Source organism: Escherichia sp. MOD1-EC6300 (assembly GCF_002965045.1).
Taxonomy (GTDB): Bacteria; Pseudomonadota; Gammaproteobacteria; order Enterobacterales; family Enterobacteriaceae; genus Escherichia; species Escherichia coli_F.
Map to the genome: position 1 here is coordinate 118,439 of NZ_PTRH01000003.1, position 16,957 is coordinate 135,395.

General features: G+C 48.4%; 18 protein-coding genes and 1 pseudogene. 12 read left to right on the forward strand and 7 right to left on the reverse strand.

Translation table 11 applies throughout. The annotated features are described in order from the left end of the window. Nucleotides 1-25 precede the first annotated feature (25 nt). Nucleotides 26-400: an inner membrane protein YbjM gene (locus tag BGE37_RS05585; protein WP_000681109.1), complete on the forward strand. Its 375-nt coding sequence runs from the start codon at nt 26-28 to the stop codon at nt 398-400. Nucleotides 401-432: 32 nt separating this feature from the next. Here BGE37_RS05585 and grxA read toward each other — a convergent pair whose 3' ends face one another. Beyond that, nucleotides 433-690 carry a glutaredoxin 1 gene (grxA, locus tag BGE37_RS05590; RefSeq protein ID WP_001195231.1) on the reverse strand — a complete coding sequence of 86 codons (258 nt, stop codon included), beginning with the start codon at nt 688-690 and terminating at the stop codon, nt 433-435. Between the two features lie 159 nt (nt 691-849). Between grxA and BGE37_RS05595 the strand changes: the two genes are divergently transcribed. The 10 genes from BGE37_RS05595 (at nt 850) to rlmC (ending at nt 9,581) form a co-directional block, all read left to right on the forward strand. Next, the gene (locus BGE37_RS05595; protein ID WP_001201576.1) at nt 850-1,137 is read left to right on the forward strand and encodes a DUF1418 family protein; all 288 of its coding nucleotides are present in this window, start codon (nt 850-852) and stop codon (nt 1,135-1,137) included. After that, nucleotides 1,121-1,843: a nitroreductase NfsA gene (nfsA, locus tag BGE37_RS05600; protein ID WP_000189133.1), complete on the forward strand. Its 723-nt coding sequence runs from the start codon at nt 1,121-1,123 to the stop codon at nt 1,841-1,843. Before BGE37_RS05595 ends, nfsA begins: the two co-directional genes overlap by 17 nt. A 60-nt stretch (nt 1,844-1,903) precedes the next feature. Continuing rightward, nucleotides 1,904-2,806 (forward strand): 30S ribosomal protein S6--L-glutamate ligase, encoded by a 903-nt coding sequence (gene rimK, locus BGE37_RS05605; protein ID WP_000684326.1) that lies wholly within the window; start codon nt 1,904-1,906, stop codon nt 2,804-2,806. 87 nt (nt 2,807-2,893) lie between these two features. Continuing rightward, entirely contained in the window at nt 2,894-3,370 is a 477-nt protein-coding gene (locus BGE37_RS05610) for a YbjN domain-containing protein (protein ID WP_000203025.1), read from the forward strand. Nucleotides 3,371-3,719: 349 nt separating this feature from the next. Beyond that, entirely contained in the window at nt 3,720-4,832 is a 1,113-nt protein-coding gene (potF, locus tag BGE37_RS05620; protein ID WP_000126061.1) for a spermidine/putrescine ABC transporter substrate-binding protein PotF, read from the forward strand. A gap of 94 nt (nt 4,833-4,926) precedes the next feature. Then, nucleotides 4,927-6,060, forward strand: coding sequence for a putrescine ABC transporter ATP-binding subunit PotG (gene potG / locus BGE37_RS05625; protein WP_000996012.1), 1,134 nt, complete (start codon nt 4,927-4,929; stop codon nt 6,058-6,060). 9 nt (nt 6,061-6,069) lie between these two features. Next, nucleotides 6,070-7,023: a putrescine ABC transporter permease PotH gene (potH, locus tag BGE37_RS05630; RefSeq protein ID WP_000105436.1), complete on the forward strand. Its 954-nt coding sequence runs from the start codon at nt 6,070-6,072 to the stop codon at nt 7,021-7,023. After that, the gene (gene potI, locus BGE37_RS05635) at nt 7,020-7,865 is read left to right on the forward strand and encodes a putrescine ABC transporter permease PotI (RefSeq protein ID WP_001061668.1); all 846 of its coding nucleotides are present in this window, start codon (nt 7,020-7,022) and stop codon (nt 7,863-7,865) included. Before potH ends, potI begins: the two co-directional genes overlap by 4 nt. A gap of 59 nt (nt 7,866-7,924) precedes the next feature. Further along, on the forward strand, nt 7,925-8,413 hold the full coding sequence (locus tag BGE37_RS05640) for a YbjO family protein (protein ID WP_000389258.1): 489 nt from the start codon (nt 7,925-7,927) through the stop codon (nt 8,411-8,413). 40 nt (nt 8,414-8,453) lie between these two features. Further along, nucleotides 8,454-9,581, forward strand: coding sequence for a 23S rRNA (uracil(747)-C(5))-methyltransferase RlmC (gene rlmC, locus BGE37_RS05645; RefSeq protein WP_105277059.1), 1,128 nt, complete (start codon nt 8,454-8,456; stop codon nt 9,579-9,581). A 174-nt stretch (nt 9,582-9,755) separates the two neighbouring features. Here the strand turns inward: rlmC and artJ are convergent, their stop codons facing one another. The 6 genes from artJ to BGE37_RS05675 all read right to left on the reverse strand — a co-directional run bounded on the left by artJ (nt 9,756) and on the right by BGE37_RS05675 (nt 14,379). Continuing rightward, nucleotides 9,756-10,487, reverse strand: a complete 732-nt coding sequence (artJ, locus tag BGE37_RS05650) for an arginine ABC transporter substrate-binding protein ArtJ (RefSeq protein ID WP_001354873.1) — start codon at nt 10,485-10,487, stop codon at nt 9,756-9,758. Between the two features lie 290 nt (nt 10,488-10,777). Then, nucleotides 10,778-11,446, reverse strand: a complete 669-nt coding sequence (artM, locus tag BGE37_RS05655) for an arginine ABC transporter permease ArtM (RefSeq protein ID WP_000895400.1) — start codon at nt 11,444-11,446, stop codon at nt 10,778-10,780. Next, nucleotides 11,446-12,162 carry an arginine ABC transporter permease ArtQ gene (artQ, locus tag BGE37_RS05660; protein ID WP_039020450.1) on the reverse strand — a complete coding sequence of 239 codons (717 nt, stop codon included), beginning with the start codon at nt 12,160-12,162 and terminating at the stop codon, nt 11,446-11,448. Before artQ ends, artM begins: the two co-directional genes overlap by 1 nt. Before the next feature lie 6 nt (nt 12,163-12,168). Then, the gene (artI, locus tag BGE37_RS05665; RefSeq protein ID WP_000756580.1) at nt 12,169-12,900 is read right to left on the reverse strand and encodes an arginine ABC transporter substrate-binding protein ArtI; all 732 of its coding nucleotides are present in this window, start codon (nt 12,898-12,900) and stop codon (nt 12,169-12,171) included. Between the two features lie 17 nt (nt 12,901-12,917). Then, nucleotides 12,918-13,646: an arginine ABC transporter ATP-binding protein ArtP gene (gene artP / locus BGE37_RS05670; protein ID WP_000027198.1), complete on the reverse strand. Its 729-nt coding sequence runs from the start codon at nt 13,644-13,646 to the stop codon at nt 12,918-12,920. 217 nt (nt 13,647-13,863) lie between these two features. Beyond that, the gene (locus BGE37_RS05675; RefSeq protein ID WP_001270657.1) at nt 13,864-14,379 is read right to left on the reverse strand and encodes a lipoprotein; all 516 of its coding nucleotides are present in this window, start codon (nt 14,377-14,379) and stop codon (nt 13,864-13,866) included. Between the two features lie 622 nt (nt 14,380-15,001). On the opposite strand from BGE37_RS05675, the pseudogene BGE37_RS25410 reads away from it, so the two are divergent. After that, nucleotides 15,002-16,803, forward strand: a pseudogene (locus BGE37_RS25410) (pentapeptide repeat-containing protein). Nucleotides 16,804-16,957 lie beyond the last annotated feature (154 nt).

Sequence of the window (16,957 nt, forward strand, 5' to 3'; positions counted from 1 at the left end):
ATAGACGCAGTGTCAGGAGGAACGAGTGAAACATAAACAACGTTGGGCGGGGGCAATCTGCTGTTTTGTCCTCTTCATTGTGGTGTGCCTTTTTCTGGCGACGCACATGAAAGGCGCTTTTCGGGCTGCCGGGCATCCTGAAATTGGTTTGCTGTTTTTCATTCTTCCTGGAGCGGTTGCCAGCTTCTTTTCACAGCGTAGAGAAGTCCTGAAACCTCTGTTTGGCGCAATGCTGGCGGCACCCTGTTCGATGCTCATAATGCGGCTGTTTTTTTCACCAACGCGCTCATTCTGGCAAGAGCTGGCATGGTTATTAAGTGCGGTGTTCTGGTGTGCGTTGGGGGCATTGTGTTTCTTATTTATCAGCAGTTTGTTTAAATCACAGCACAGAAAAAATTAATTAAGCCCTCAACACGAGGGCTTGTCAGACGCTCAGGCGTCCAGATTCTCTTTCACCCATGCAGCAAAATCGGTATAGCCGCCGATATGTTGCTGATCGACAAAAATCTGCGGCACGGTTTCTACGGGTTTACCTGCCTTTTGTTGTAGATCTTCTTTAGTGATCCCTTCCGCACGAATATCTACATACTGATACTGAAAATCATCGCGTTCATTGCTCAACTTCTCAGCCAGATCTTTTGCACGCACACAGTAAGGGCAACCCGGACGACCAAAAATAACGGTTTGCATTATTTCTCCCCTCATAGACTTATGCCTGTAATGATCACGCTAAAATGTATTCGCTGAAAGTAGGTTTAACCTGTTGCATTAATTGCTAAAAGCTATAACTGTTAAACACAATACAGTGAAAAGTTTTAGACTGAAGGCTCACTTTGCAGAGGGAAGCGTATGCGCGCGATCGGTAAATTGCCTAAAAGCGTGTTGATACTGGAATTTATCGGAATGATGTTGCTGGCGGTGGCGCTGCTGTCGGTAAGCGACTCCCTGTCGCTGCCTGAGCCATTTTCTCGGCCAGAAGTGCAGATTCTGATGATTTTTCTCGGTGTTTTGCTCATGCTTCCCGCTGCGGTGGTGGTTATTCTTCAGGTGGCAAAACGTCTTGCCCCACAGCTGATGAACCGTCCACCGCAATATTCACGTTCAGAAAGAGAAAAAGATAATGACGCCAACCATTGAACTTATTTGTGGCCATCGCTCCATTCGCCATTTCACTGATGAACCCATTTCCGAAGCGCAGCGTGAGGCGATTATTAACAGCGCCCGTGCGACGTCCAGTTCCAGTTTTTTGCAGTGCAGTAGCATTATTCGCATTACCGACAAAGCGTTACGTGATGAACTGGTGACGCTGACCGGCGGGCAAAAACACGTAGCGAAAGCGGCGGAGTTTTGGGTGTTCTGTGCCGACTTTAACCGCCATTTACAGATCTGTCCGGATGCACAACTTGGCCTGGCGGAACAACTGTTGCTCGGTGTCGTTGATACGGCAATGATGGCGCAGAATGCGTTAACCGCAGCGGAATCGCTGGGATTGGGCGGGGTATATATCGGCGGCCTGCGCAATAATATTGAAGCGGTGACGGAACTGCTGAAATTACCGCAGCATGTTCTGCCGCTGTTTGGGCTGTGCCTTGGCTGGCCTGCGGATAATCCAGATCTTAAGCCGCGTTTACCGGCTTCCATTTTGGTGCATGAAAACAGCTATCAACCGCTGGATAAAGACGCACTGGCGCAGTATGACGAACAACTGGCGGAATATTACCTCACCCGTGGCAGCAATAATCGCCGGGATACCTGGAGCGATCATATCCGCCGAACAATCATTAAAGAAAGCCGCCCATTTATACTGGATTATTTGCACAAACAGGGTTGGGCTACGCGCTAAAATCGCCACGCCGATGTATGATACGCGGGCTTTTGACCAGGTCTGACAGAGAGGTGCAGGGTGAAAATTGCCATATTGTCCCGGGATGGAACGCTCTATTCGTGTAAGCGGCTGCGTGAAGCCGCTATACAGCGTGGTCACCTGGTTGAAATTCTTGATCCGCTTTCTTGCTACATGAACATAAATCCTGCGGCGTCTTCAATTCACTACAAAGGCCGCAAGTTACCCCATTTTGACGCTGTGATCCCGCGTATTGGCACCGCCATTACCTTTTATGGGACGGCGGCACTGCGCCAGTTCGAGATGCTGGGGAGCTATCCGCTCAATGAGTCGGTCGCCATTGCCCGGGCGCGTGACAAATTGCGTTCCATGCAACTGCTGGCGCGTCAGGGCATCGACCTGCCTGTCACGGGCATTGCGCATTCGCCGGATGATACCAGCGATTTAATCGACATGGTCGGTGGTGCGCCGCTGGTGGTTAAGCTGGTTGAAGGTACGCAGGGAATTGGTGTCGTGCTGGCGGAGACGCGTCAGGCGGCGGAAAGCGTGATTGACGCCTTTCGCGGTCTGAACGCGCATATTTTGGTGCAGGAATATATCAAAGAGGCGCAAGGGTGCGATATCCGCTGTCTGGTTGTTGGCGATGAAGTGGTCGCTGCGATTGAACGGCGGGCGAAAGAGGGCGATTTTCGTTCCAATTTGCATCGTGGAGGCGCGGCAAGCGTCGCCAGTATCACACCACAGGAGCGTGAAATCGCGATAAAAGCCGCGCGAACGATGGCGCTGGACGTTGCTGGTGTGGATATTCTGCGTGCTAATCGCGGGCCATTGGTGATGGAGGTGAATGCGTCGCCGGGGCTGGAAGGAATAGAAAAAACCACCGGTATCGACATCGCGAGTAAAATGATCCGCTGGATCGAACGCAACGCCACGACAGAATATTGCCTGAAAACGGGTGGTTAGTCGCAATCACATTACTGATCATGGTTTTGCCTGCGCTTTTTGCGTAAGCTGTGCCGGTCTTTTTATCGGAAGAGGTTGTACAAAATTATGACATCGCTGGTCGTTCCTGGTCTGGATACGTTGCGTCAATGGCTCGATGACCTGGGGATGAGTTTTTTTGAATGTGATAACTGTCAGGCTCTGCATCTGCCCCATATGCAGAATTTCGACGGTGTCTTTGATGCCAAAATCGATCTGATCGATAACACGATCCTGTTTTCTGCCATGGCGGAAGTCCGACCTTCAGCCGTATTGCCGCTGGCGGCGGATTTATCCGCCATCAATGCCAGTTCGCTGACCGTGAAAGCATTTCTTGATATGCAGGATGATAATCTGCCAAAGCTGGTGGTTTGCCAGTCTTTATCCGTTATGCAGGGCGTAACCTATGAGCAGTTTGCATGGTTCGTGCGTCAGAGCGAAGAGCAGATTTCGATGGTCATTCTTGAAGCTAATGCCCATCAACTGCTGTTACCGACTGACGATGAAGGGCAAAACAACGTTACCGAAAACTATTTCCTCCACTGATAACTCCTTTCGAGTACGCAGTCGCTGCCGCAGTGACTGCGTGCTGCAAAATTATCTGCTGTTTTTAACCTTTTATTAAAGATTATTTCACTTCTCTTGTGCCGATTTGGCTTTATCACATAGAGCAAATACGCATAAAAATTTGTTAAATACCGTTTTTTAATCCGAGCTATAGTCTCAAACCCTGGCTAAAGTTATTCTTGCGATGCTTTTATATAGCGAGCAGTGCTGGCCGGGAGAGAGTTCTCTTTTCTTACACCGAGCCGATAAAAATATGCACGAATATTGCATATCTTTCAGTGTGACAACTTTTGTTCGTTTGTTAACGAACTTTCAGAAGGAAAGAGATATGACCGCCTTAAATAAAAAATGGCTATCGGGTCTGGTTGCGGGTGCTCTGATGGCCGTCTCTGTCGGCACGCTCGCGGCTGAACAAAAAACACTCCACATTTATAACTGGTCTGATTATATCGCCCCGGATACGGTGGCCAATTTTGAAAAAGAAACCGGTATTAAAGTCGTTTACGATGTTTTCGATTCCAACGAAGTACTGGAAGGAAAATTAATGGCGGGGAGCACCGGCTTTGACCTGGTGGTTCCATCTGCCAGCTTTCTGGAGCGCCAGTTGACTGCGGGAGTTTTCCAGCCACTGGATAAAAACAAATTGCCGGAGTGGAAGAATCTCGACCCGGAACTGCTGAAGCTGGTCGCTAAACATGACCCGGATAATAAATTTGCTATGCCCTATATGTGGGCGACGACCGGGATTGGCTATAACGTCGATAAAGTCAAAGCGGTACTGGGTGAAAACGCGCCCGTCGATAGCTGGGACTTGATCCTCAAACCTGAAAATCTGGAAAAACTGAAAAGCTGCGGCGTCTCTTTCCTTGATGCACCGGAAGAAGTGTTTGCTACCGTGCTGAATTATCTCGGTAAAGATCCCAACAGCACTAAAGCAGATGATTACACCGGACCGGCAACCGATCTGCTGTTAAAGCTGCGCCCGAACATTCGTTATTTCCATTCATCTCAATACATTAACGACCTGGCAAACGGCGATATTTGCGTCGCTATCGGCTGGGCGGGCGATGTCTGGCAGGCGTCAAACCGCGCGAAGGAAGCAAAGAATGGCGTGAATGTCTCGTTCTCGATTCCGAAAGAAGGGGCGATGGCATTCTTTGATGTATTTGCCATGCCTGCGGATGCCAAAAATAAAGACGAAGCTTATCAGTTCCTGAATTACCTGCTGCGTCCGGATGTCGTAGCGCATATCTCTGACCATGTGTTCTATGCCAACGCGAACAAAGAAGCTACGCCGCTGGTAAGCGCGGAAGTGCGTGATAACCCCGGTATTTACCCGCCTGCGGATGTCCGTGCGAAGCTGTTCACTCTGAAAGTGCAGGATCCGAAAATCGACCGTGTGCGCACCCGCGCGTGGACCAAAGTGAAGAGCGGAAAATAATCCGCAGCCGTAGATGCCGGACGGGCGCACCACACCCGCCGGCAATTCGCACCATCAGGGTGCGCTTGCACACATTCAATGCCGGAGAGCAGCCGTGAATGACGCTATCCCTCGCCCCCAGGCGAAAACCCGTAAGGCGCTGACGCCGCTATTAGAAATCCGTAATCTGACTAAATCTTACGATGGTCAGCATGCGGTCGATGATGTCAGCCTGACCATCTATAAAGGCGAAATCTTCGCGCTGCTGGGCGCATCCGGCTGTGGCAAGTCCACGCTGCTGCGTATGCTGGCAGGTTTCGAACAACCTTCTGCCGGGCAGATTATGCTCGATGGCGTCGATTTGTCACAGGTGCCGCCTTACCTGCGCCCCATCAATATGATGTTTCAGTCTTACGCGCTGTTTCCGCATATGACCGTGGAACAGAACATCGCTTTTGGCCTGAAACAGGACAAACTACCGAAAGCGGAAATTGCCAGCCGGGTCAATGAGATGCTTGGGCTGGTGCATATGCAGGAGTTCGCCAAACGCAAACCGCACCAGCTTTCCGGCGGTCAGCGACAGCGTGTGGCGCTGGCCCGAAGCCTTGCCAAGCGCCCGAAACTATTACTGCTCGATGAGCCGATGGGCGCGCTGGATAAAAAGCTGCGTGACCGGATGCAGCTTGAAGTGGTGGATATTCTGGAGCGCGTCGGTGTGACCTGCGTAATGGTCACTCACGATCAGGAAGAGGCGATGACCATGGCGGGGCGCATCGCCATTATGAATCGTGGGAAATTTGTCCAGATTGGCGAGCCGGAAGAGATCTACGAGCATCCGACCACGCGCTACAGTGCTGAATTTATCGGTTCGGTAAACGTCTTTGAAGGTGTACTCAAAGAGCGTCAGGAAGATGGTCTGGTGCTTTATTCGCCGGGGCTGGTGCATCCACTGAAAGTTGATGTAGATGCTTCGGTGGTCGATAACGTGCCGGTGCATGTGGCGCTGCGTCCGGAAAAAATCATGCTTTGTGAAGAACCGCCCGCCAATGGTTGTAACTTCGCGGTGGGGGAGGTGATGCACATTGCCTATCTCGGCGATCTTTCGGTCTATCACGTTCGCCTGAAAAGCGGGCAGATGATCAGCGCCCAGCTACAAAATGCCCATCGTTATCGTAAAGGATTACCCACCTGGGGCGATGAAGTGCGCTTGTGCTGGGAAGTGGACAGTTGTGTGGTGCTGACGGTTTAAGGAGCAAAGATGAGTACACTTGAACCTGCTGCCCAGTCGAAACCGCCGGGCGGATTTAAGCTGTGGTTGTCGCAGCTGCAAATGAAGCATGGGCGCAAACTGGTCATTGCGTTGCCGTATATCTGGTTGATCTTGCTGTTTCTGCTGCCATTTCTGATCGTCTTTAAAATAAGTCTGGCGGAGATGGCGCGCGCTATTCCACCTTATACCGAACTGATGGAGTGGGCTGACGGGCAACTTTCCATCACCCTCAATCTTGGTAATTTCCTGCAACTGACTGACGATCCGCTCTATTTCGATGCATATCTCCAGTCGTTACAGGTAGCGGCGATTTCGACAATTTGTTGTTTACTGATCGGCTATCCGCTGGCGTGGGCGGTGGCGCACAGTAAGCCTTCGACCCGCAATATCTTATTGCTGCTGGTGATCCTGCCGTCGTGGACCTCGTTTCTGATCCGCGTTTATGCCTGGATGGGAATATTAAAAAATAACGGCGTGCTGAATAATTTTCTGCTGTGGCTGGGGGTTATCGACCAGCCGCTGACCATTCTGCATACAAACCTGGCCGTTTATATTGGCATTGTTTATGCCTATGTACCGTTTATGGTGCTGCCGATCTACACCGCCTTGATTCGTATTGATTATTCGCTGGTGGAAGCGGCACTGGATCTCGGCGCTCGACCGCTGAAAACATTCTTTACTGTGATCGTGCCGCTCACCAAAGGGGGTATTATTGCCGGATCGATGCTGGTTTTTATTCCGGCAGTGGGAGAGTTTGTAATCCCGGAGCTGCTCGGCGGTCCGGATAGCATCATGATCGGACGCGTGCTGTGGCAGGAGTTCTTTAACAACCGTGACTGGCCGGTGGCCTCGGCAGTGGCGATCATCATGTTGTTGCTGCTAATTGTGCCGATAATGTGGTTCCACAAGCATCAGCAAAAAAGCGTGGGAGAACACGGATGAATAATTTACCGGTGGTTCGTTCGCCCTGGCGAATTGTGATTTTGCTGTTGGGCTTCACCTTTCTCTACGCGCCAATGCTGATGCTGGTGATCTATTCATTCAACAGCTCGAAGCTGGTGACGGTGTGGGCCGGCTGGTCAACGCGCTGGTATGGCGAATTATTGCGCGATGACGCGATGATGAGTGCGGTTGGTTTAAGCCTGACAATAGCTGCCTGTGCGGCAACGGCGGCGGCGATCCTCGGGACGATTGCGGCGGTCGTGCTGGTGCGCTTTGGCAGGTTTCGCGGATCAAATGGTTTTGCCTTTATGATCACCGCGCCGCTGGTGATGCCAGATGTCATCACGGGCTTGTCGCTGTTGTTGTTATTCGTCGCACTTGCACATGCCATCGGCTGGCCTGCGGAGCGAGGCATGCTCACCATCTGGCTGGCGCATGTCACTTTCTGTACGGCTTATGTGGCAGTCGTTATTTCGTCGCGTCTGCGGGAGCTGGACCGTTCCATTGAAGAAGCAGCGATGGATCTCGGTGCGACGCCGCTGAAAGTGTTTTTCGTCATTACGCTACCGATGATCATGCCCGCGATCATTTCTGGCTGGTTACTGGCTTTTACTCTGTCGCTCGACGATCTGGTGATTGCCAGCTTTGTTTCCGGGCCAGGAGCCACCACGTTACCGATGCTGGTCTTCTCCAGCGTGCGGATGGGGGTGAATCCGGAAATCAACGCCCTGGCAACATTAATCCTCGGCGCAGTCGGAATTGTCGGATTTATCGCCTGGTATCTGATGGCGCGCGCAGAAAAACAGCGGATACGCGACATCCAGCGTGCAAGACGTGGCTGAAGACACTAAAATTTGCCAACCTGGCTACATAATGCCGCGCATGTCGCGGCATTGTTTTCATGGAAGACGAAACGTTGGGATTTTTTAAGAAAACATCTTCATCTCATGCTCGCCTGAATGTGCCTGCGCTGGTGCAGGTGGCGGCGCTCGCCATTATTATGATCCGTGGCCTCGACGTGCTGATGATTTTCAATACGCTGGGCGTGCGCGGTATTGGCGAGTTCATTCATCGCAGTGTACAAACCTGGAGTTTAACACTGGTCTTTTTAAGCAGCCTGGTGCTGGTTTTCATTGAGATCTGGTGTGCGTTTTCACTGGTGAAAGGGCGTCGCTGGGCGCGCTGGCTGTATCTGTTGACACAAATCACGGCCGCCAGTTATTTGTGGGCGGCTTCGCTGGGGTATGGTTATCCGGAGCTGTTCAGCATTCCCGGTGAATCAAAACGTGAAATCTTCCATAGTCTGATGCTGCAGAAGTTGCCGGATATGCTCATCCTGTTGCTACTGTTCGTTCCCTCGACCAGTCGGCGGTTCTTCCAGTTGCAATAATGTGTATAATCGTCGCCCCTGATGATGTGAAGGTCAATGTATGCAGTGCGCACTTTACGACGCGGGTCGCTGTCGTTCCTGTCAGTGGATAACGCAGCTGATTCCAGAGCAACTCTCCGCTAAAACCGCCGATCTTAAAAATCTGCTCGCCGACTTTTCGGTTGAGGAATGGTGCGAGCCGGTGTCAGGCCCGGAGCAAGGGTTTCGTAATAAAGCCAAAATGGTGGTGAGTGGTAGCGTTGAAAAACCACTGCTCGGTATGCTGCATCGCGACGGCACACCAGAAGACCTTTGCGATTGTCCGCTTTATCCCTCCTCATTTGCGCCCGTTTTTGCGGCGTTAAAACCGTTTATCGCCCGTGCGGGGCTAACCCCCTACAATGTGGCGCGTAAGCGTGGCGAACTGAAATACATTCTGCTGACTGAAAGCCAAAGTGATGGTGGCATGATGTTGCGCTTTGTACTGCGTTCCGAAACCAAGCTGGCACAACTGCGTAAGGCGCTGCCGTGGTTACAGGAACAACTGCCGCAGCTGAAAGTCATTACCGCCAATATTCAGCCGATACATATGGCGATTATGGAAGGGGAGACGGAGATTTATCTGAGCGAACAACAGGCGCTGGCTGAGCGTTTTAACGATGTGCCGCTGTGGATCCGTCCACAAAGTTTCTTCCAGACTAATCCGGTAGTCGCCAGCCAGCTGTACGCTACTGCGCGCGACTGGGTACGACAGTTGCCGGTTAAACATATGTGGGATCTGTTCTGTGGCGTGGGCGGCTTTGGTTTACACTGCGCGACGCCTGACATGCAGTTAACCGGGATCGAAATTGCGCCAGAGGCCATTGCCTGTGCGAAGCAGTCAGCTGCTGAACTGGGCTTAACGCGTTTGCAATTTCAGGCGCTGGACTCCACTCAGTTTGTCACCACTCAGGGAGAGGTGCCGGAGCTGGTGCTGGTTAACCCGCCGCGCCGAGGTATTGGTAAACCGCTGTGTGATTATCTTTCAACGATGGCTCCGCGTTTTATCATCTACTCCAGCTGTAACGCCCAAACGATGGCCAAAGATATCCGCGAACTGTCAGGTTATCGTATTGAACGGGTACAGCTTTTTGATATGTTCCCGCACACCGCGCACTATGAAGTGCTGACACTGTTGGTGAAGCAATAAAAAAGCCGCGGCTGCGGCTTCAGATTGCTGATAAGGTGCGCGTTGTTCATGTCGGATGCGGCGTGAGCGCCTTGTTCGGCCTACAAAATCGTGCTAAATCAATGCATTGCAGGGTAAATGTAGGCCTGATAAGCGTAGCGCATCAGGCAATCTTACTTTTGTCATCAGTCCCGATTACTGCGGGAACCACTGGTCATTGATTTTCTGATACGTACCATCTGCTTTAATCGCTGCCAGTGCGTTATTCAGTTTTTCCAGCAGGGCTTTATTATCCGGACGTACAGCGATGCCCAGACCGGTGCCGAAGTACTGCGGGTCGGTTACTTTCTCTGTTGCAACGCCCAGTTGTGGATTGGTTTTCAGCCATTCATTAACCACCGCTGTGTCACCAAATACCCCATCAATACGACCATTTTTCAGGTCGATAAAGGCATTTTGATAACTGTCATAGGAGACAGTTTTTACTTCCGGGTGTTGATCCTGAATATATTTCTGGTGCGTTGTACCGTTTTCCATCCCAATGCGTTTGCCTTTCAGGTCGGCAAACGTTTTGTAGGTATCTTTTTTGGCAATCACAACAGCTGAGTTTTCGTAGTAGGGCGTGGTAAATGATACCTGCTTGCTACGCTCCGGCGTGATATCCATACCGGAGATAACGGCGTCATATTTTCTGAATTTCAGTGACGGGATGAGGCTGTCGAAAGCGTGATTGGTAAAAGTACATTCTGCCTGCATCTGTTTGCATAACGCTTTTGCCAGGTCGATATCAAAGCCGACAATCTCATTATTAGCACCTATAGATTCAAAGGGAGGATAGGTCGCTGATACGCCGAAATTGATTTTCTCTGCCGCAGAAGCGCCGAATGCACAGGATGAAAGTAAAGCGGCAAGAACTAACTTTTTCATGATGGAACTCCCGTCTGTCAATCTTATGATTTTTGGCCGTGTCTGCGGCATGAGATAACAATGCCATTAAGTGAATTTATATGCAATAAATATGATTAAATAATTCGTAATGAATAAAAAAAGACGGACAACTTAGTGGGTTGCCCGTCTTTATTATATTAATCTATGCACTATGTATGCCGGATAAGGCGTACACGCCGCATCCGGCATAGGCACCGTGCTGGTGTCTGATGCGACGCTGGCGCGTCTTATCAGACCTACAAATCATCCGGCATCAGCATGCAGCCATGTCAATTCCGTCGCTCGAACGCCAGCGCTTTGCGCTCGATCAAACGCATCATCAGTGTCAGCAGGCCGTTGACGACCAGGTAAATAATCCCCGCCGCACCGAACACCATGACATCGTAAGTGCGCCCGTACAACAACTGGCTGTATCCCATCACTTCCATCAGCGTAATGGTGTAAGCCAGAGAGGTACTTTTGAACACCAGCACCACTTCGTTGGAATAAGAAGAGAGTGAGCGTTTAAAGGCATACGGCAGCAGGATCGCCAGCGTATCTTTTTTGCTCATCCCCAGGGCGCTACAGGACTGCCACTGACCTTCCGGGATTGCACGAATTGCACCGTAAAATAGCTGCGTGGTATACGCCGCACTGTTCAGCGACAACGCAATCAGCGCGCACAACCACGGTTCTGACAACAGATGCCACAGTGCCGGATACTCCTGCAATGTCGGGAACTGGCCTGGACCGTAGTAAATCAGGAAGATCTGCACCAACAGCGGCGTACCGGTAAACAGCGTGATATAGCCCCGCACCAGCCACACCAGTACCGGCGTTTTCAGCGTCAGGATGATGGTAAAAATCAACGCCAGAATTAGCGCCACAATCAGCGAGGCAATCGTCAGCGTCAGGCTGGTGTGCAGCCCTTTCATCAGTTCGGGTAAATACTCAAGCATCAGCCAGGCCTCCGCTCAAAACGTGTCGCGCGCAGGTCAATGCGTTTGAGAATGTACTGACTGAGCAGGGTAATCACCAGATAGATCGCTGCTGCCACAATGTACCAGGTAAATGGCTCCTGGGTACGAGTGGCGATGCTTTTGGTTTGCAGCATTAAATCATTCACACTTATCAAACTGACCAGCGCGGTATCTTTCAGCAGTACCAGCCACTGGTTACCGAGACCAGGCAGCGCATGACGCCACATCTGCGGCATCACCAGGCGGAAAAAGATAGCCGATTTCGACAGCCCCAGCGCCTGACCGGATTCCCACTGGCCCACCGGCACCGCTTTCAGTGCGCCACGCAGGGTTTGCGAGGCATAGGCGGCATACAGTAGCGACAGGGCGATAACCCCACACAGGAACGGGCTAACGTCGAAGTTCTCAATGTCCATCTGCACCGGGATCTGTACGATCCCAAGATTGATGGTGAAGCCATCCGAAAGCGTCAGCAGTAACTGCGAGGAGCCAAAATAGATAAACAGCACCACCAGAATTTCTGGCAGACCGCGCAGAATCGTCACCAGTGCTGAACCTACCCACGCGACAGGACGCCATTTTGCTGACTCCCACACCGCAAAGAACATCGCCAGCGCCAGTCCGACAATCAATGCACAAACGGCAAGGCCGACGGTCATCCCGGCGGCGCTTGCTAAAGGAAAAAATTCATTCATCAGGTATTACTTCTGGAACCATTTGTTGTAGATGGTTTCGTAAGTGCCATCTTTCTTCACTTTTTCCAGCGCAGTGTTGAATTTCTGCTGCAGTTCAGTGTTGCCCTGACGTACCGCGATGCCGAGGCCAGTACCGAAGTAATCTTTATCGGTCACTTTGTCGCCGACAGCCGCCAGTTTCGGGTTATCTTTCAGCCATTCGGTTACCACTGCGGTGTCACCAAAAACGCCGTCGATACGACCGTTTTGCAGATCGAGTTTCGCGTTCTGGTAGCTATCATAAGGAACCGTGGTGATTTCCGGATGTTTATCCATAATGAATTTCTGGTGCGTCGTCCCGTTCTGAACGCCGACTTTTTTGCCTTTCAGCTGATCAACGCTGGTGTATTTACCTTGTTGACCCACAAACAGGGCAGAGTTGTCATAGTACGGCGTGGTAAACAGCACCTGCTTTTCACGCTCCGGGGTGATATCCATACCAGCCATCACCGCGTCTACGCGACGGAATTTCAGGCTTGGGATCAGGCTGTCAAACGCCTGGTTAGAGAAAGTGCAGGTCGCATCAATCTCTTTACACAATGCCTGCGCCAGGTCGACGTCAAAACCAACGATCTGGTTGTTTGCATCCATTGATTCAAACGGAGGATAGGAGGCTTCGGTGGCAAAACGAATAGTTTCGGCAGCTGTGGCGGAAAGACTAAAACCTGCAATTAACGCGGCAATCAGAACTTTTTTCATTGTTGTTATCCCGAATCTTAGTGAGAGAGATAGTTTTTAAATGCTTCGGTTTGCGGCTCGGTAAAGCAGCGCGCGTCGCCTTGTTCTACGATGTGACCATTTTCCATATACACCACACGGCTGGCGGTTTTACGCGCCACTTCCACTTCGTGGGTGACGATCACCTGGGTAATATTGGTTTCTGCCAGCTCACGAATGATGCTGACGATTTGTGCCGTAATTTCCGGGTCCAGCGCGGCGGTCGGTTCATCGAACAGCAGTACCTGCGGTTCCATCATTAACGCACGCGCAATAGCAACACGCTGCTGCTGACCACCAGAAAGATGCAGCGGATAGCGATCACTGAAAGGTTTCAGGCGCAGACGTTCCAGCAATTTTTCTGCACGGGCCAGCGCCTGATCTTTACTCAATCCCAGTACACGGCAGGGCGCTTCAATCAGGTTTTGCTGCACGGTGAGGTGCGGCCACAGGTTGTATTGTTGAAACACCATACCGACGTTACGACGCAGATCGCGAATCGCTTTGTCTGAGGGCGTTTTAGTGAAATCGAAATGGTTGCCTGCAATGTTGAGCGTACCGGAGCGCGGCATCTCAAGCAGATTGAGTACACGCAGCAGCGAGCTTTTACCCGCGCCACTGGGGCCAAGTAACACCAGCGTTTCGCCCTGTGGGCAATCCAGCGTGATATCGAACAGCGCCTGATGCGCGCCGTAAAAGCAATTAATGCCGTTTAATTGAATACTCATTGACACTCGTATACTGGCAGTCTGATAGCTATTGAGGTCGAAGATAGTACCTTTGACAGAATAATTATGCAATATTTCTGCTTTAAAAGTTAAAAGCAAAGCGCATTATTCACTAAACATAGCACAAAATAACGGGCGCGGTGGGCGGCGAGCATAAATGTCGGCATTCCTCGCGAAATGCCGGACAATTTACGGGGGTTATTGGTTGATCAAGGCGTTAGCGATTCTCGATTGACTGACGGAGTGTACCTGCTGTGGCATGAACGCTGCCGCCTAAGTAGCGCACATCGTCAATCACCCAACACTGGCCTTCCTGAATCATTAGCACTTCATCCTGCCAGCCCTGGTCACCCTGTTTGAGATCCACGCGCAAAGGAATGTTACGGGCATCACGATTAGGGATAGTAGATGCACTGGCAACGTGGGCGCTGTCTGGCAAGGTGGTTCGACTGGAGAACGGATCGCTGCTTAACAATTCACGATGACTATTATCGCGGCTGGCATCGCTAAGTAGGGTTGCCAGTTTGTCACTCAAATAGGGGCGCAGAGCGGTAATGTCATTGCTGCGATGTTGAATGCGGTAGTCATAGAATTGTTGAGCCACGCTGTCAGGTCCACCCTGGACACAGGAACCGGTGCGGGGGCCGTTATCTTTATAAGCTGGCGTGACGGTGGTACAGGCACTCAGCAGCAGTGCACATGGAATAAGTAGAGATAGTGAACGGTAGCGCATAATCATTTCCTTATTGGCTTGCTTTCTGCGTCACACTATGACCAAAAACAATCAGATTATTTAATACATTGTTTTTTATACAATTCTGAAACAATCTGAAGACCCGATTAGGCTTAAGTCCATTGCTGGCTCCCCATTCAAGGTTGATCGTAGCTGACTTACTTAAATTACCCAAACAATAGACAGTGTAAACCATTTGTGAGGCTGAGCGTGTTATAAGACTGAAATGATCATTTAAGGTAAATATGATAGTTCTGAAACGCTGGTATAAATCCTGCTGTAGAAGTTAAGAGCATCTGCAGGAAGCCAGTTGCACATTTATAACGCATGATAGGTGACCAAGATTCATTTCTATTATTGACAAAATTTTAACATATGATGATAGGCCCTAAGATTAAGATGATTGCAAAAATCACAATGTATGTTTGAAATGAGCGAAATTTGATAGTCCCAACTTTAACTTTCGATAATATTATTTTTGTTACGGTTGTGAGTGAAGAATATAATCTTATTAAGCTAATGGATTTGAGTTAAGAATAATATAATTTTTTTCAATGCGCCATTAATTAATATGAATATAGAATGTGTTGTGACTTTATGTTTATAAAGCACAGGGAGTACAGTGGGTTATTGTTTTTTTTGGGTGATTTTTATATGATAAATAATGTCTCTGAACAATCGTCATCATTTCTAAGCACACAACCGAATCAAAGTGATAATCTCATGGCCTCGCTGAGGGAATTTTTTACCATATTAAAATCCAGTCATAAGGATGAGTTATCTACATGGGACACCATCTACTTGAATCTAGTATTAGTAATAAATGCTGATAGTGAAACTATTAAAAATGATATGTCGCTCGGTAACATTATTTATTCAGCAAATAATTATTTTAATTCTTTTTTTAGTAGTGCTTTCGAAACTGGTACTAAAACATACCTTGGTACATCACAAAACAATGAAGTTGAAATAAAAATTGGCAATGAAAGAATCACCATTGGGGTGCGAAATAAAGTCAGCGGAAAAATGGAAAGACAAGAATTTCTTTTTCCTCTGCATTACGAAAATAAACTGCAATGTGAATTGGAGAAGAATTTTACTATTGATTCTTATCCATTGTTATATAGGTATACCCTTGGTTGTAAGATCGCGAATGCGATCTTTGAAAAAGTATACAATCGAATTGTATTTAATAAGGAACAATATATAACAATTATAAAAGACGCATTTATTCATTTCTATGATTATAGCAGGCGATATACAATGAGTGAGGATATCGACAAAGAGTCCGTTATAAATACCATTGCATTGATGAGCACCTTTTGTAACAGTGATAATACATCAGGTGAAATTTTCAGTGATGATATTGCTCTTGAAGACTCATCTGAACCTGACCTAAATGTAGAACATACAATAACACTTGGTTTTGCTAATGACGATCTTAAGTTTAATCCAATTACTTATTCGGAAGTATTAACACGATTTTACGCCTTTCAAAATATTGTATTGAATCTGTGTCCGGAAATGCATTCATCGCATTACAACGATATTTGTAGTGTAAGTGTGGATATGACAAAAGGCAAGCAATGCATGATTCACTTGATGGTCAATGAAGAGGTTTTCATGTCTCTTCCAACCCCTATCACAACTATGGCACGTGAACATGATAGTAATTTAGTCAATCTAAAAACGCTACTCAATGATGGTTGTTTTATTAAATATAGTCATTTTGATGCTGTGGGTTTAATGAAGAAAAACTTAAATCATCTGTATTTATCACATTCTCTTTTAAATGAAAGTATATTGAAGGGATGTTGTTTTGAGAACGGCAGTTTAGGTGATGTTAAGATAACAAATAGTAATTTAACGAAAAACGTATTCAGTAACTTTACGTTTAGAGCGACTAAAATTAATAATGTAAATGCTCATTCTTCAAAATTTGTCCATTGCCATTTTTACAGTGTTGATATGATAAGAGTTAATCTCTATAAATGTCTTTTTCATGAGTGTAGTATGCATGATGTCAAGATAAGACCATGGTTACCAGTAAAATGGACAAAAGAATTAATAAATGATTATTTGTATGGTTGTTTACTATCACTGTACTCTATCTGTGTAAGGGATATATTTAATATGACCGTTGGGAATAACGTAAAGGTTGCAGCGGATGCTTTCATTGAAATCCTTTACTCTCTAAAGAATAAATATTGTATTAAGCTATTAAGCGCTCAGGATCGGGCATTTATTTACGAATTTGCAAAAATGATCTTTGCTTATATTAATGATAGAAGCCTTGAGGTTACATTACTTTCATGTTTTGCGGAGACCGATCAAACAAGAATTCAGAGGTATATTCCTCAGCCTCAAGATGCGGAAAAATTTTGGAATAATTTACAATATAAGGTGACTCTTCCCATTCATTAATGTTGCAGGTACAACATAATATAGCAGGTCAGCGCTATCCCATAATGAAACCAATATCGGGTTAGGAGACGGGTAATCGTAAAGGCATATGCGCTTATTTTTGACACAATGAGATGATTTCCTAAACTGATCAAAACCTTCTTCCCAACATGGC

Coding starts and splice junctions, on each gene's coding strand:
- artQ (WP_039020450.1), bottom strand. CDS start 12,162: ATGAATGAATTTTTTCCTTTAGCAAGCGCCGCCGGGATGACCGTCGGC.
- artM (WP_000895400.1), bottom strand. CDS start 11,446: ATGCTTGAGTATTTACCCGAACTGATGAAAGGGCTGCACACCAGCCTG.
- nfsA (WP_000189133.1), top strand. CDS start 1,121: ATGACGCCAACCATTGAACTTATTTGTGGCCATCGCTCCATTCGCCAT.
- BGE37_RS05675 (WP_001270657.1), bottom strand. CDS start 14,379: ATGCGCTACCGTTCACTATCTCTACTTATTCCATGTGCACTGCTGCTG.
- artJ (WP_001354873.1), bottom strand. CDS start 10,487: ATGAAAAAGTTAGTTCTTGCCGCTTTACTTTCATCCTGTGCATTCGGC.
- artP (WP_000027198.1), bottom strand. CDS start 13,646: ATGAGTATTCAATTAAACGGCATTAATTGCTTTTACGGCGCGCATCAG.
- rlmC (WP_105277059.1), top strand. CDS start 8,454: ATGCAGTGCGCACTTTACGACGCGGGTCGCTGTCGTTCCTGTCAGTGG.
- BGE37_RS05595 (WP_001201576.1), top strand. CDS start 850: ATGCGCGCGATCGGTAAATTGCCTAAAAGCGTGTTGATACTGGAATTT.
- potF (WP_000126061.1), top strand. CDS start 3,720: ATGACCGCCTTAAATAAAAAATGGCTATCGGGTCTGGTTGCGGGTGCT.
- potI (WP_001061668.1), top strand. CDS start 7,020: ATGAATAATTTACCGGTGGTTCGTTCGCCCTGGCGAATTGTGATTTTG.
- BGE37_RS05640 (WP_000389258.1), top strand. CDS start 7,925: ATGGAAGACGAAACGTTGGGATTTTTTAAGAAAACATCTTCATCTCAT.
- grxA (WP_001195231.1), bottom strand. CDS start 690: ATGCAAACCGTTATTTTTGGTCGTCCGGGTTGCCCTTACTGTGTGCGT.
- BGE37_RS05610 (WP_000203025.1), top strand. CDS start 2,894: ATGACATCGCTGGTCGTTCCTGGTCTGGATACGTTGCGTCAATGGCTC.
- potH (WP_000105436.1), top strand. CDS start 6,070: ATGAGTACACTTGAACCTGCTGCCCAGTCGAAACCGCCGGGCGGATTT.
- artI (WP_000756580.1), bottom strand. CDS start 12,900: ATGAAAAAAGTTCTGATTGCCGCGTTAATTGCAGGTTTTAGTCTTTCC.